Origin of the sequence: Nocardioides euryhalodurans (assembly GCF_004564375.1) — a bacterium.
Taxonomy (GTDB): Bacteria; Actinomycetota; Actinomycetes; order Propionibacteriales; family Nocardioidaceae; genus Nocardioides; species Nocardioides euryhalodurans.
The window spans coordinates 3095429-3109639 of record NZ_CP038267.1 but is presented as its reverse complement, the minus strand read 5'-3'; the positions used below and the strand labels follow the sequence as shown (position 1 = coordinate 3109639).

The window sequence follows — 14211 nt, the reverse complement described above, 5'->3', positions numbered from 1 at the left end:
GGGGTGGGGCCGAGGCTCCGTAGGATTCATCGGTGCCCACCACCACTCGTAGTGATCTCCGCAACGTCGCGATCGTCGCCCACGTCGACCACGGCAAGACCACGCTCGTCGACGCCATGCTCCGCCAGGGCGGCGCGTTCACCGAGCACCAGGCCGAGGGTGTCGGCGACCGGGTCATGGACTCCGGCGACCTCGAGCGGGAGAAGGGGATCACGATCCTCGCGAAGAACACCGCGATCCACTACACCGGCCCTTCCGCAACCACTGTTGACGGACATGCCGGAGGCATGACCATCAACATCATCGACACCCCGGGCCACGCCGACTTCGGTGGCGAGGTCGAGCGCGGGCTGTCGATGGTGGACGGGATCGTGCTGCTCGTCGACGCCAGCGAGGGCCCGCTGCCGCAGACCCGGTTCGTGCTCCGCAAGGCGCTCAACGCCGACATGCCGGTCGTGCTGGTCGTCAACAAGGTGGACCGCTCCGACGCACGGATCGCCGAGGTCGTGGACGAGACCTACGAGCTCTTCATGGACCTGCTCGACGAGTCGCACAGCCAGGACGCCCTGGACTTCCCGGTCGTCTACGCCAGCGCCAAGGCCGGCCGCGCCAGCCTCGAGGTCCCCGAGAACGGCGGGCTGCCGGACTCCCCCGACCTCGAGCCGCTGTTCCGGACCATCCTGGAGTCGATCCCCGCGCCGACGTACGACGAGGGCGCGCCGCTGCAGGCTCACGTCACCAACCTCGACGCCTCGCCGTTCCTCGGCCGGCTGGCGCTGCTGCGGATCCACCAGGGCACCCTGAAGAAGGGCCAGACCGTCGCGTGGATGCGCCGCAACGGTGAGGTCAAGAACGTCCGCGTCACCGAGCTCCTCGTCACCGAGGGCCTGGAGCGCAAGACGGGCGAGTCCGCAGGCCCGGGTGACATCGTCGCCATCGCCGGCATCCCCGAGATCACCATCGGCGAGACCCTCGCCGACCCCGAGTCGCCCGTCGCGCTCCCCCTGATCCACGTCGACGAGCCCGCGATCTCGATGACGATCGGCACCAACACCTCGCCGCTGGTCGGCAAGGTGAAGGGGGCGAAGGTGACGGCCCGCCTGGTCAAGGACCGCCTCGACGCCGAGCTCGTCGGCAACGTGTCGCTGCGGATCCTCCCGACCGAGCGTCCCGACGCGTGGGAGGTGCAGGGCCGCGGCGAGCTGGCGCTGGCGATCCTGGTCGAGCAGATGCGCCGCGAGGGCTTCGAGCTGACCGTCGGCAAGCCGCAGGTGGTCACCCGCGAGGTCGACGGCAAGGTGCACGAGCCGGTCGAGCGGCTCACGATCGACGCTCCCGAGGAGTACCTCGGCACCATCACCGAGCTGCTCGCCTCCCGCAAGGGCCGGATGGAGCAGATGACCAACCACGGCACCGGCTGGGTCCGGATGGAGTTCCTGGTCCCGGCGCGCGGCCTGATCGGCTTCCGGACCGAGTTCCTAACCGACACCCGCGGCACCGGGATCGCCCACCACATCTCCGAGGGCTACGAGCCCTGGGCCGGCGAGATCCGCGGCCGCAACAACGGTTCCCTGGTCGCCGACCGCAAGGGGGCGGCGACGGCGTACGCGATGACGAACCTGCAGGAGCGGGGCGTCATGTTCGTCGAGCCGACCACCGAGGTCTACGAGGGCATGATCGTCGGCGAGAACTCCCGCGCCGACGACATGGACGTCAACATCACCAAGGAGAAGCAGCAGACCAACATCCGGTCCGCCACCTCCGACAACTTCGAGAAGCTGATCCCGCCGCGCAAGCTGTCGCTCGAGCAGTGCCTGGAGTTCTGCCGCGAGGACGAGTGCGTCGAGGTGACCCCCGAGACGGTCCGCATCCGCAAGCTGATCCTCGACGCCAACGAGCGCGCCAAGATCGCGTCGCGGGCGCGCAAGTCGAAGTAACTGTCACCCCCACGGGTTGGGTAGTCCCCGAATCTTCGGTCGCCGGACGGACGCGTCGACGACCAGAGGTTCGGGGACTATCCGATTTTGCGGCGCGGAGGCCTCACGCGGCGTAGGGGTCGCGCGCCCGACGCCGCCCGGCGTGGACGTACGCCGCCACCACACCGCCGACGGCCCCGAACAGGTGGCCCTGCCACGACACGCCCGCGGCACCGGGCAGCACACCGAGCAGCACGCTGCCGTAGAACAGGAACACCGCGACGCCGACGAGGATCCGCATCGGCCGACGCTCGAGGAAGCCGGCCACCATCAGGTAGGTCAGCAGCCCGAAGACCAGCCCGGACGCCCCGATGGTGAGCGAGTTGGCGGGGGCGAGCAGCCAGACGCCCAGCCCGCTGACCACGGCCGCCCAGGCCATCACGGCCAGCCAGCGACCGACCGACACGGTCGCGACGAGGAAGCCGAGCACGAGCAGCGGACCGGAGTTCGCCTCGAGGTGGTCCCAGCCGCCGTGCAGGAAGGGCGCCGCGGGGATCCCCCAGAGGCCCTCCTGGGTGCGGGGACGGATCCCGTAGGAGTCGAGGTCCCCGCCCTGGGTGGCGTCGACGATCTCCACCACCCACAGGAGGGCGACGAAGGCGAGGCTGAGCAGGCCGGCCTTCACCCACGACATCGTGGGGTCGTCGGTGGTCGTGCGCGTGCTCACCCTCGCAACCTACCGACCACCACCCAGCGCCGCGGCCGGCTCACAGGATGGGCGGCAGGCTGCGCCTGTTGGCCGCTATCCCCAGCCCCGCGAAGGCCATCGTCGCGGTCAGCGCGGTGACCGCGGCCAGGGCGACCGGCATCATCGGGGCCAGCGGGGTGAGCCCGGCGTGGGCCAGCATCAGCGCCGGCACCCACCGCGACACCCGCCGGGCCTGCAGCAGCGCCATCGCGATCAGCACCTCCCCCACCGCGAACACCGACACCCAGCCGTGGAGCAGCACCGCCAGCCAGGCGTCCTCGGCCAGGCCGCCGACGCCGCCTGCCAGCGGCACCCCGCCCACGACCAGCGCACGCAGCACCGACATCAGCACGGCGTACGCGGCGGCTCCGAGGATCCCCACGGCCAGGGTCCCCACCCCGACGAGCGCCCAGCGGGCACCGCGCCGGTCGAAGATCGACGTCACCGCAGGCAGCCCGACGGCCAGCCCGACCGCCGCGAGCAGGTAGAGCACGGAGATCGCCAGCCATCGGTCGTCCTCACCGGCCCCCATCCCCAGTGGTGAGGCAGGGTCCCCGGGCTGCGGCATCAGCAGCGCCCCGACGGACAGTCCGGCGGCACCGACGACCAGGCCGGATGCGGAGTACGGCACCCAGTCGACTCGCATGAGCTCCCCCTTGCTCGTGCTGAAGAACCGGGGGGTGCGGCACAGCGTAGGGGACGGATCCTCCGATGGGGAGGGACCACGCGCACAACCACCCGAAAGGGTCAGGCGGACATCCACCGGGTGAGCAGGGTTCCCTCGTGCTCGACGAGCGTGTGCAGCGTGAGGGGTACGTCGACCGGCGCACCGTCGGTGATCCGCGGGTGGTGGCCGCCGATCACGCGCGGCACGATCGTGGTGTCGATCTCGTCGACGCAGCCCTGGTCGAGCAGGTCCCGCAGCGCGTGGGGACCACCCTCGGACAGCAGCTTCTCGAAGCCCCGCTCGGCGAGCTCGGCCCGCATCCGCCGCAGGTCCAGCCGGTGGGAGCCGAGCACGATCACCTGGTCCTCACCGAGCAGCTCGCGCGCCTCGCCGAGTCCGGGCGACTGCGAGCAGGTGGCCATCAGCACCGGGCCCGACCCCGGACCGCGCAAGGTCTCCGGCACCGAACCGCTCCGGCTCACGACCACCACCGGCTTGGGGTTGGGTCGGTAGCGCTCGGCGCGGATCGTGCCCGCACCGACCACCAGCGCGTCGGAGAGCTCGCGCAACAGGTCGAAGACGATCTTGTCCGCCTCGTTGTTGATGGAGCTGCTGGTGCCCGTGACGCCGGTGGACGCGCCGTCCACGGTGGCGACCATGTTGGCCCGCAGCCAGGGCCCGTCCGGTGCGGCGTAGACCTCCCGCAGCGAAGCATCGGGACCGATCAGGACTCGCATACGCACACCCCCATGTGACGTCGAGCCCTGAAGGTAGCCGATGCCCGGCCGACTCCTGCGACCCCCCTCCCTAGACTCGACGGGGTGATCTCCCTGGCCGCGCTCGCGGCGCTCCACGAGGCCGGCCGCAGCGACGCCGCCCTGCCCGTCCAGCCCGTGACCGTCGCCGACGGCGTGGTCGTGCGCGACGGCTCGGTCACGGTGATGGCGACGATCAACCTCTCGCGGGACTCGACGTACCGCGAGAGCGTGGCGGTCTCCACGGAGGCCGCGGTCCGGATGGCACGGGTCCAGTCCGCCCTCGGCGCGCACATCGTCGACGTCGGCGCCGAGGCCAGCAGCGAGCGCGCGGGGCGGGTCACCGCCTCGCAGCAGGTCGACCGGCTGCTGCCCGTCGTCGCGGCGCTGCGGGACGAGGTGGTGCTGTCGGTCGAGACCTACGAGCCGGAGGTCGTGGCCGCCGTCCTGGGCGCCGGCGCGCGGATGCTGAACCTGACCGGTCGCGAGCACGAGGACGAGATGCTGCGGCTGGTCGCCGAGCACGACGCGACCGTGCTGATGTGCTTCGGCGAGGGCGCCAACGTGCGCGAGGCCTCCGAGCTGCCGGTCGACGGTGACGCGATGGCGGTGCTCGCCGACCACTTCGCACCGCGGATCGAGCGGGCCCGCTCGCTGGGGGTCGAGCGGATCGTGGTCGACCCGGGGGTCGGGTTCCACTACACCAACCTCGACCGGCCGCTGGAGCGCGTACGCCACCAGACGCGGATCCTGTCCCAGTCGTTCCGGCTGCGCTCGCTCGGTGTCCCGGTCGGGATCTCGCTGCCCCACAGCTACGACCTCTTCGAGGACGAGTTCCGCAAGGGTGAGGGGTTCTTCACCGTCCTCGCCGCCCTCGGGGGCACCCAGCTGGTGAGGACCCACGAGACGGCGCACGTGCACCGGGTGCTGCGCGCGCTCGACGTGCTCGAGGTCAGCTGAGTCCGGTCGGGTCGCCCGGCGACCCGGTGTGCACCATCGCTACCACGTCGGGGGCGGACGCCGGCAGCCACGCCGGGCGCGCGTGTCCGACGACGCGCCAGCCCAGCGCGGCGTACATCTGCGCCGCCGGCCGGTGCACGGGCACCACGTCGAGGCACGCCGCGAGGTCGTGGTCGTGGAGCCAGTCCAGAGCGGTGTCGTGGAGCCGTCGGCCGATGCCCGATCCCCGCAGGCCGGAGTCGACGAAGAGGGTGCCGAGCACGCCGAGCTGCTCGGGCGGCCGGCCGTGCGCCGCGGCCCACAGGTCGGTCAGCGGGCTGTCCGGCGCGGGCTCGTGGACGGCGACGTGCCCGACGGGTCGCCCGTCCAGCTCGGCCGTCCACGCCACCACCTGTCCGGGACGGACGATGAACTCCTCGACGGGGAAGGGCAGCGGCCACCGCATCGGGTAGCGGCTCACCGCCTGCTGGGCCGCCAGGACCTCGACGAGTCCCGGGACGTCGCCGTCGCGCCTCGTCCTGACGACGACCTCGCCGGCGGGGGGCGTCGGTGGCCGGCCGTGGGCCAGCACCCGGGCCCGCGTGCTCCCGGCGTCCGCCCAGCCGCCCTTCCAGGCGAGCACGGCCAGGCACGAGGTCGACAGCGTCAGCCGGACGTCGGCGACCAGCTCGACCAGCTCCTCGAGGGCGGGGTTGTGGCCGACCAGGGCGACTGCGCCTGCCTCCGCGGGGAGGTCGCGGACCACGTGACGCAGCGCCATGCCGTCGAAGGCGTACGCCGTCTCGTCCAGCCGGACCGCCGGTGAGTGTTGGAGCTCCGCCGCGGCCAGCTCCCACGCCGCGGCGGCCCGGGTCGCGGGCGACACCACCGCGAGGTCGAGCGCCGGCCCGTGCCCGGCCAGCCAGCGACCGGCCTCGGCGGCCTGCCGGCGGCCCCGACCGGTCAGCGGCCGGTGCCGGTCGTCGTGGTTGCCGGACCAGTCGGACTTGCCGTGCCGCAGCAGGACGAGCGTGCGGGTCGGCATCGTCAGCCGTCCGTGGCCCGGTGGTCGGTCATGCAGGTGACCCTAGTGCGGGGGGTCGGCCGGTTTCCCCGGCTGGCCGGGGAAACCGGACCCTTGTGCCCTTTGCATGCGTGACGAACCCCCGGGATACCCGGCCGACCGGGTAAAGCCCAAGGCCCCCGGCCACCCTCAGACCGAGTACCCGTCCGGGTTCTGCGACTGCCAGCGCCAGGTGTCGGCGCACATCTCCTCGACCGACTTGAGCGTGCGCCAGCCGAGCTCGGCGTTGGCCTTGGCCGGGTCGGCGTACGACGTGGCGACGTCCCCGGGGCGGCGGGCGACGACCTCGTAGGGCAGCTCGCGCCCGACCGCCTTCTCGAAGGCGTGGAGCAGCTCCAGGACGCTGGTGCCGCGGCCGGAGCCGAGGTTCCAGGTGTTCACGGGCTCGGTGGTGGTGGTCAGCGCCTCGAGGGCGGCGACGTGGCCGGCGGCGAGGTCCTCGACGTGGATGTAGTCGCGGACGCCGGTGCCGTCGGGGGTGTCGTAGTCGTCCCCGAAGACGTGCAGCTTGTCGCGCTTGCCGACGGCCACCTGCGCGATGAAGGGCATCAGGTTGTTGGGGATGCCCGAGGGGTCCTCGCCGATGGTGCCGGAGGGGTGCGCCCCGACCGGGTTGAAGTAGCGGAGCAGGGCGAAGCGCATCTCGGGGGCGGCCTCGGCGACATCACGCAGGATCTGCTCCTGCATCACCTTGGTCCAGCCGTACGGGTTGGTCGCGAACGTACGCCGGTCCTCGGTCGCGCCGGCCTGGTCGGTGCCGTAGACGGTGGCGCTGGAGGAGAACACCAGCGTGGACACGTCGTGGCGCTTCATCGCCCGCAGCAGCGAGAACGTCGAGCCGAGGTTGTTCTCGTAGTAGTCCAGCGGCTTGGACACGCTCTCGCCCACGGCCTTGTAGCCCGCGAAGTGGATCACCGCGTCGAAGCCCTCGACCGCGAAGAGGTGGGCGGTCTTGTCGTGGTCGCACAGGTCGAAGGCGTGGTTGGCGATGGTGGTCCCGGTCAGGGCCTCCAGCCGACCGAGCACCGCGGGCACCGCGTTGCTGAAGTTGTCGACGACCACCACGTCGTGACCGGCCTCCACGAGCCGGACGACCGTGTGCGACCCGATGTAACCGGCACCACCACTCACGAGGACCTTCATGGCGGGCAGCGTAGCGACCGTCGGCCCCGACCCGGCACGCTGGCATGATCGGCGCATGCCGACCGCGCTGATCACCGGGATCACCGGCCAGGACGGGCTCTACCTCGCCGAGCTGCTCCTCGCCAAGGGGTACGACGTCCACGGACTGATCCGCGGGCAGAACAACCCCCGTCGTGACCTGGTGTCCGACCTGCTGCCCGACGTCCGGCTCCACGCCGGCGACCTGACCGACATGTCGAGCCTGGTCCGGGCGCTGCGCGAGTCCGACCCCGACGAGGTCTACAACCTCGGCGCGATCTCCTACGTCGCCTACTCGTGGGAGAACGCCTCGCTCACCACCGACGTGACCGCGAAGGGCGTCCTCAACCTGCTGGAGGCGATCCGGCTCCACGCCTTCGACGATCCCTCCCGGGTCCGCTTCTACCAGGCGTCGAGCTCGGAGATGTTCGGCGCGGCGCAGCAGGTCCCGCAGACCGAGCGCACCCTGCTCTGGCCCCGCTCGCCCTACGGCGTGAGCAAGGTGTTCGGGCACCACATGACGATCAACTACCGCGAGTCCTACGGCATGCACGCCAGCTCGGGGATCCTCTTCAACCACGAGTCGCCCCGCCGCGGCCCGGAGTTCGTCACCCGCAAGATCAGCCGCGCGGTGGCGCGGATCGGCCTCGGCCTCCAGGACCACGTCACCCTCGGCAACATCGACGCCCGGCGTGACTGGGGCTTCGCGGGGGACTACGTCGAGGCGATGTGGCTGATGCTCCAGCAGCCGTCCGCCGACGACTACGTCGTGGCCACCGGGGAGACCCGCTCGGTCCGGGACTTCCTCGACCTGGCCTTCGCCCACGTCGGGATCGACGACTGGTCGGCCCACGTCCGCCACGACGAGCGGCTGCTGCGCCCCGCGGAGGTCGACGTCCTGGTGGGCGACGCGTCCAAGGCGCGCGAGGTGCTCGGCTGGAAGCCCCGGATGGACTTCCCCGACCTGGTGCGGACCATGGTGGAGTCCGACCTGGCCGCCACCCGCCAGGGCTGGTGACGTGCGCGCCCTCGTCACCGGCGTCGGCGGCCAGGACGGTCGCTACCTCGTCGACCGGCTGCTCGCCGAGGGGACCGAGGTCCACGGCTTCGCCCACGAGGCGGAGCCGCGGCCGGACCTCCCGGGCGTGGAGGTCCACCTCGGCGACCTGACCCGCCACGACGACGTACGCCGCCTGGTGCTCGACGTGGCCCCCGACGAGATCTACAACCTGGCGGCCGTCAGCTCGGTTGCCCGGTCGTGGCAGGAGCCGGACCTCGTGGCGGCGGTCAACGGCGACGCGGCGGTGGCCCTGCTCGAGACGGCTCTGCAGGTGCAGCAGCGGTCGGGGCGCGAGGTCCGCTTCGTGCAGGCGTCGAGCGCAGAGATCTTCGGGGAGCCCGGGAGCGAGCCGCAGACCGAGCGCACCCCCCTCCGGCCGGTCAACCCGTACGGCGAGGCGAAGGCCGCTGCGCACCGCGCCTGCGCAACCCACCGACGGCGCGGCCTGCACGCCGCGAGCCTGGTCCTCTACAGCCACGAGTCGCCGCGGCGCCCGCCGGGGTTCGTGACGCGCCGGATCACCAGCACCGTGGCGGCCATCGCCCGCGGGGAGGCCGACGAGCTCGTGCTCGGCAACCTCGAGGCCCGCCGCGACTGGGGCTGGGCGCCCGACTATGTCGACGCGATGGTCCGCGCGGCGCGCGCCGACCGGCCGGACGACTTCGTGGTGGCCACTGGCGTCGCCCACTCGGTGCGCGACTTCGTGGCCGCCGCCTTCCGGCACGCCGGGGTGCCCGACCCGGAGGCCCACCTCCGGGTCGACGGCTCCCGGCTGCGGCCGAGGGACGCCGGCGTGCAGGTCGGAGACGCCACCCGGGCCCGTACGGTGCTGGGCTGGCAGCCGACCGTCGCGTTCGACGAGCTGGTGCGGCGGATGGTCGAGGCCGACCTCAGCGAGGGTGGCGGAGCAGGTCGAGCAGGTAGTCGCCGTACCCGCTCTTCGTGAGCTCCCCGGCGGCCGCCCGGAGCTGGTCGTCGTCGATGAACCCCATGCGCCACGCGACCTCCTCGGGGCACCCGATCTTGAGCCCCTGCCGGCTCTCGACCGTGCGCACGAAGTCGCTGGCGTCGTTGAGGCTCTCGAACGTGCCGGTGTCCAACCATGCTGCGCCGCGGGGCAGCACCTCCACCTTCAGCCGCCCCTCGTCGAGGTAGGTGCGGTTGAGGTCGGTGATCTCGAGCTCGCCGCGCGCCGACGGCCGCAACGCCCGCGCCCGCTCGGTGACGTCCGGGCCGTAGAAGTAGAGGCCGGGCACGGCGTACGGGCTGCGCGGCTGCGCGGGCTTCTCCTCCAGCGAGATCGCGGTCCCGTCGGCATCGAACTCCACCACGCCGTACGCCGTGGGGTCGGACACCCGGTAGCCGAAGACCGCTGCTCCGTCGATGTCCCAGAAGCGGCGCAGGTGCTTGCCCATCCCGCCGCCGTAGAAGATGTTGTCGCCGAGCACGAGGGCCACGGGCTCCTCCCCCACGTGGTCGGCCCCGATCACGAAGGCCTGCGCGAGGCCGTCCGGGCTGGGCTGGACGGCGTAGGTCACCTCCATGCCCCAGTCGCTGCCGTCGCCGAGGAGCCGCTCGAACTGCGGCGCCTCGTGAGGCGTGGTGATGATCAGGACCTGCCGGATGCCGGCCAGCATCAGCGTGGTCAGGGGGTAGTAGATCATCGGCTTGTCGTAGACGGGGACCAGCTGCTTGCTCACGCCCTTGGTGATCGGGTGCAGGCGCGTTCCGGTTCCTCCGGCCAGGATGATCCCTCGCATGCGCGGACAATAACGGCCCTTAGGGTTGCCGCATGGATCGACTCCTCGTGACAGGCGGCGCCGGCTTCATCGGCTCCAACTTCGTCCACCACCTCGTCGAGCACACCGACGTCGCCGTGACGGTGCTGGACAAGCTGACCTACGCCGCCAGCGAGGCGTCACTGGCGGAGCTGCCGCGCGACCGCGTCGAGCTGGTGGTGGGGGACGTCGTCGACGCCGACCTCGTCGAGCGCCTCGTGGGTGAGCACGACGCCGTCGTCCACTACGCCGCGGAGTCCCACAACGACAACTCGCTCGCTGACCCCAGCCCCTTCATCCAGACCAACCTGGTCGGGACCTTCACGCTCCTCGAGGCCGTCCGCAGGGCGGGGACACGGCTCCACCACGTGTCCACGGACGAGGTCTACGGCGATCTCGAGCTCGACGACCCAGAGCGCTTCACCGAGTCGACCCCGTACAACCCGAGCAGTCCCTACTCCGCCTCCAAGGCCGGCTCGGACCATCTCGTGCGCGCCTGGGTGCGCAGCTTCGGGGTGCAGGCGACCATCTCCAACTGCTCCAACAACTACGGCCCCTGGCAGCACGTCGAGAAGTTCATCCCGCGCCAGATCACGAACATCATCGACGGCGGGCGCCCCAAGCTGTACGGCGCCGGGCTCAACGTGCGCGACTGGATCCATGCCGACGACCACTCCTCCGCGGTCTGGACGATCCTCAACCACGGCCGGATCGGTGAGACGTACCTCATCGGCGCCGACGGCGAGCGCAACAACCTCGAGGTCGTCCAGATGATCCTCACCCACTTCGGCCGGCCGGCGGACGACTTCGACCACGTGACCGACCGCGCCGGCCACGACCTGCGCTACGCGATCGACTCCAGCAAGCTCCGGGACGAGCTGGGCTGGCACCCCCGATTCGGGGACTTCGCGACCGGGTTGGCCCGCACCATCGAGTGGTACGAGAAGCACGCCGAGTGGTGGCAACCCCACAAGCGCGCCACGGAGGCGTCCTACGCCGCCCGGGGCCAGTGATGGAGCTGCGCCTCGACGAGACCCCGGTCCCCGGCCTGGTGGTCGTCCACCTGCCCGTCCACGAGGACTCCCGCGGCTGGTTCAAGGAGAACTGGCAGCGCGAGAAGATGACGGCGCTCGGGGTCCCCGACTTCGGTCCCGTGCAGAACAACATGTCCTTCAACGCCCGCAGGGGCACCACCCGAGGCGTCCACGCGGAGCCGTGGGACAAGTTCGTGTCCGTCGCCAGCGGTCGGGTTTTCGCGGCATGGGTCGACCTGCGTGAAGGACCCTCGTTCGGGAGAACCTTCCACTGCGAGCTCGGCCCCGACACCGCGGTGTTCGTGCCTCGCGGGATCGGCAACTCCTACCAGGCGCTCGAGGACGGCACGGTCTACAGCTACCTCGTGAACGACCACTGGCGGCCCGACCAGCCCTATCCGGCGCTGCACCTGGGAGACCCCGACGCGGGCATCCCCTGGCCGATCCCGCTCGACGAGGCCGACATCTCCGAGAAGGACCGGACGAACCCCCTGCTGACCGAGGTCACGCCCATGAGGCCGCGACGGACGTTGATCGTCGGCGCTCACGGGCAGCTCGGTCGCGGCCTGCGGGCCGAGTTCCCCCAGGCCGACTGTGCCGACCGGGAGGAGCTCGACATCACGGACCCGGCCGCCCTGGCCTCGTGGCCGTGGCACGAGTACGGCCTGGTGCTCAACGCCGCCGGCTACACCGCGGTCGACGAGGCCGAGAGCGACGCCGGACGTGTCCTCGCCTGGGCCATCAATGCGCACGCGCCCGCCCAGCTGGCCCTGCTGGCTCGGCAGCACCGGTTCACGCTGGTCCACTACTCCAGCGACTACGTGTTCGACGGAACGGCCTCCGAGCACGCCGAGTCCGAAGGACTCTCACCCCTCGGCGTCTACGGGCAGAGCAAGGCGGCCGGTGACCTGGCGGTGGCGAGCGTCGCTGCCCACTACGTCATCAGGACGTCCTGGGTCGTCGGCGAGGGGAGGAACTTCGTCCGCACGATGGCTTCGCTGGCCAGAGCGGGGGTCTCGCCCAGCGTCGTCTGCGACCAGGTCGGCCGTCTCACGTTCACGACCGAGCTCTCCCGCGCCACCCGACACCTGGTGGAGACCGGCGCTCCCTACGGCACCTACAACTGCACCAACTCCGGTCCGCCGATGTCCTGGGCGGAGATCGCGCGTGCGGTCTTCCGCCTCTGCGGTCGGGACGGCGCGGACGTCGGCGAGGTCACGAGCGCGGAGTACGCGGCAGGAAAGGCGCTCGCGCGTCGCCCCGGCTGCAGCGTGCTGAGCCTCGACAGGCTCCGGGACACCGGGTTCTCCTCCACCGAGGCCACCGCCGCGCTGGCCGACTACCTGGAGCACGCGGCGACCGGCTAGCCCCGCTCGCGACACCCCGTGTCGCGTTCCTCACAGATTCGGTTGTTTGCCCTCGGCAACGTAACGTTCCGCGATAGAACTCGTTGGTCTGGTCCAGTGGGGACTCGGGACGAAGCCGGGCGACATGGGGAGCCTTCTCGGATGACTGTGACGACGGACGCGCTACGCGTCGGCCGTACCTCGGGTGTGCATCGGGTGCTCTCGGCGTTGCCGATGACGGCGCTGGCCCTCGACCTCGCGATCATCAGCATCTCCGTGTTCGGTGCAGCACAGCTGCGGAGGACCGGCTTCCTCCTCGACGAGGCCGCCACGGTCTCCAACCTCACCTGGGTCGGCACGCTGATCGGCGCCTGCTGGATCACCCTGATCGCGATGCGGGGTGGCTACGTCCAGGACGTCTTCGGCGCGGGAGTCGACGAGTACAAGCGGGTCGCGGAGGCCTCGGCATCAGCCGCAGCCCTCCTCGGCATCGGCTGCTACCTCGCTCACTATCCCTTGTCCCGTGGCTTCTTCGTGCTCACCCTCGTCGTGGGAACCGCAGCCCTCCTCATCGGTCGGTTCATGCTGCGGAGGGCGGTGCACCGCGCCCGCCAGCAGGGCCACCTGCGGAGCCGGGCCCTGCTGGTCGGCACGACGGCGTCGACCGACGACATCGCCCGGGTGCTCCAGCGCGAGACCTGGCTGGGTTACGAGGTCATGGGTGCGCTCACCCCGGCCACCGAGGTCGACATCGAGACGGCGGCCGGGGTACCGGTCCTCGGCAACGTCGACGAGGTGACCGACCTCGCTCCGCGGCTGAACGCGGACGTCGTGCTCCTCACCGGTGGCGGCATCACCTCGTCGGCCGGGATGCGGCGCACGATGTGGGCCCTGGAGAACCAGGACATCCACGTCGTCGTGGCGCCGAGCATGACCGACATCGCGAGGGAGAGGCTCCGCATCCGGCCCGTCGGCGGGCTGCCGCTGATCCACGTCAGCAAGCCTCGTACCGCCGCGGCACTGAGCTGGGCCAAGCGTGCCTTCGACGTGGTCGGCGCCCTGTCCATCCTGGCCCTCTTGCTGCCCCTGATGGTCGTCACCGCCGTTCGCGTCCGCCTGCACGACCGTGGCCCCGCCCTGTTCAAGCAGCAGCGCGTCGGCAGGGACGGCGAGATCTTCGACTGTCTCAAGTTCCGCACCATGGTCGTCGACGCCGAGGACCGGCTTCGCGCGCTCCACGAGCAGCAGCAGCACACCCACGGCCTGTTCAAGATGAGCGACGACCCCCGGATCACGGGCCCGGGTCGCCTGTTGCGCCGCTACTCCATCGACGAGCTGCCCCAGCTGTGGAACGTCGTCCGCGGCGAGATGAGTCTCGTCGGTCCCCGGCCACCGCTCCCCAGCGAGGTGGCGACGTACGACCCGGTCGCCTCGCGTCGCCTGCGCGTGCGTCCGGGGATGACCGGCCTCTGGCAGGTCTCCGGACGGTCCAACCTCTCCTGGGACGAGGCGATCCGCCTCGACGTCTACTACGTCGACAACTGGTCGATGCTGCAGGACGTCTCGATCCTGTTCAAGACCGTCCGTGCCGTGGTGGGGAGCGACGGCGCCTACTGACCCTCCTCCCCTCTCACCGCCGATCACGCCCGGTCTGGCAAGCCCGGCTATCGTGGCGCCGATCCACGCCGGGCCGCCTCCCCGGCGGCCCGCCCCCCATCCCTGG

General features: G+C 71.3%; 13 protein-coding genes. 7 read left to right on the top strand and 6 right to left on the bottom strand.

What is annotated here, in order from left to right; translation table 11 throughout:
• The first annotated feature begins 32 nt into the window (after positions 1-32).
• Positions 33-1937, top strand: a complete 1905-nt coding sequence (gene typA, locus EXE57_RS14930) for a translational GTPase TypA (protein ID WP_135078833.1) — start codon at positions 33-35, stop codon at positions 1935-1937.
• Positions 1938-2040: 103 nt separating this feature from the next.
• On the opposite strand, the gene EXE57_RS14925 is transcribed toward typA, so the two are convergent.
• From EXE57_RS14925 to EXE57_RS14915, 3 genes are all read right to left on the bottom strand, one after another.
• Complete coding sequence (locus EXE57_RS14925; protein ID WP_244246857.1) at positions 2041-2643, bottom strand: rhomboid family intramembrane serine protease; 603 nt, start codon at positions 2641-2643, stop codon at positions 2041-2043.
• A 40-nt stretch (positions 2644-2683) separates the two neighbouring features.
• The gene (locus EXE57_RS14920; protein ID WP_135078831.1) at positions 2684-3310 is read right to left on the bottom strand and encodes a hypothetical protein; all 627 of its coding nucleotides are present in this window, start codon (positions 3308-3310) and stop codon (positions 2684-2686) included.
• A 101-nt stretch (positions 3311-3411) separates the two neighbouring features.
• Complete coding sequence (locus EXE57_RS14915) at positions 3412-4068, bottom strand: dihydrofolate reductase family protein (protein WP_135078829.1); 657 nt, start codon at positions 4066-4068, stop codon at positions 3412-3414.
• An 84-nt stretch (positions 4069-4152) separates the two neighbouring features.
• Here EXE57_RS14915 and EXE57_RS14910 point away from each other — a divergent pair, with 84 nt between their 5' ends.
• Positions 4153-5046, top strand: coding sequence for a dihydropteroate synthase (locus EXE57_RS14910; RefSeq protein ID WP_135078827.1), 894 nt, complete (start codon positions 4153-4155; stop codon positions 5044-5046).
• On the opposite strand, the gene EXE57_RS14905 is transcribed toward EXE57_RS14910, so the two are convergent.
• Entirely contained in the window at positions 5039-6070 is a 1032-nt protein-coding gene (locus tag EXE57_RS14905) for a GNAT family N-acetyltransferase (protein ID WP_135078825.1), read from the bottom strand. The two genes, EXE57_RS14910 and EXE57_RS14905, sit on opposite strands and share 8 nt — an antisense overlap.
• A 168-nt stretch (positions 6071-6238) precedes the next feature.
• The gene (galE, locus tag EXE57_RS14900) at positions 6239-7252 is read right to left on the bottom strand and encodes a UDP-glucose 4-epimerase GalE (RefSeq protein WP_135078823.1); all 1014 of its coding nucleotides are present in this window, start codon (positions 7250-7252) and stop codon (positions 6239-6241) included.
• 55 nt (positions 7253-7307) lie between these two features.
• Here galE and gmd point away from each other — a divergent pair, with 55 nt between their 5' ends.
• The gene (gene gmd / locus EXE57_RS14895; RefSeq protein ID WP_135078821.1) at positions 7308-8288 is read left to right on the top strand and encodes a GDP-mannose 4,6-dehydratase; all 981 of its coding nucleotides are present in this window, start codon (positions 7308-7310) and stop codon (positions 8286-8288) included.
• Between the two features lies 1 nt (position 8289).
• Positions 8290-9276, top strand: coding sequence for a GDP-mannose 4,6-dehydratase (locus EXE57_RS14890; RefSeq protein ID WP_135078819.1), 987 nt, complete (start codon positions 8290-8292; stop codon positions 9274-9276).
• Here EXE57_RS14890 and rfbA read toward each other — a convergent pair.
• Positions 9221-10090 (bottom strand): glucose-1-phosphate thymidylyltransferase RfbA, encoded by an 870-nt coding sequence (gene rfbA, locus EXE57_RS14885; RefSeq protein WP_135078817.1) that lies wholly within the window; start codon positions 10088-10090, stop codon positions 9221-9223. The genes EXE57_RS14890 and rfbA overlap by 56 nt on opposite strands.
• 32 nt (positions 10091-10122) lie before the next feature.
• Here rfbA and rfbB point away from each other — a divergent pair, with 32 nt between their 5' ends.
• The 3 genes from rfbB to EXE57_RS14870 all read left to right on the top strand — a co-directional run bounded on the left by rfbB (position 10123) and on the right by EXE57_RS14870 (position 14105).
• The gene (rfbB, locus tag EXE57_RS14880) at positions 10123-11121 is read left to right on the top strand and encodes a dTDP-glucose 4,6-dehydratase (protein WP_135078815.1); all 999 of its coding nucleotides are present in this window, start codon (positions 10123-10125) and stop codon (positions 11119-11121) included.
• Positions 11118-12509: a sugar nucleotide-binding protein gene (locus EXE57_RS14875; protein WP_135078813.1), complete on the top strand. Its 1392-nt coding sequence runs from the start codon at positions 11118-11120 to the stop codon at positions 12507-12509. Before rfbB ends, EXE57_RS14875 begins: the two co-directional genes overlap by 4 nt.
• A gap of 141 nt (positions 12510-12650) precedes the next feature.
• Positions 12651-14105 (top strand): sugar transferase, encoded by a 1455-nt coding sequence (locus tag EXE57_RS14870; protein ID WP_135078811.1) that lies wholly within the window; start codon positions 12651-12653, stop codon positions 14103-14105.
• Positions 14106-14211 lie beyond the last annotated feature (106 nt).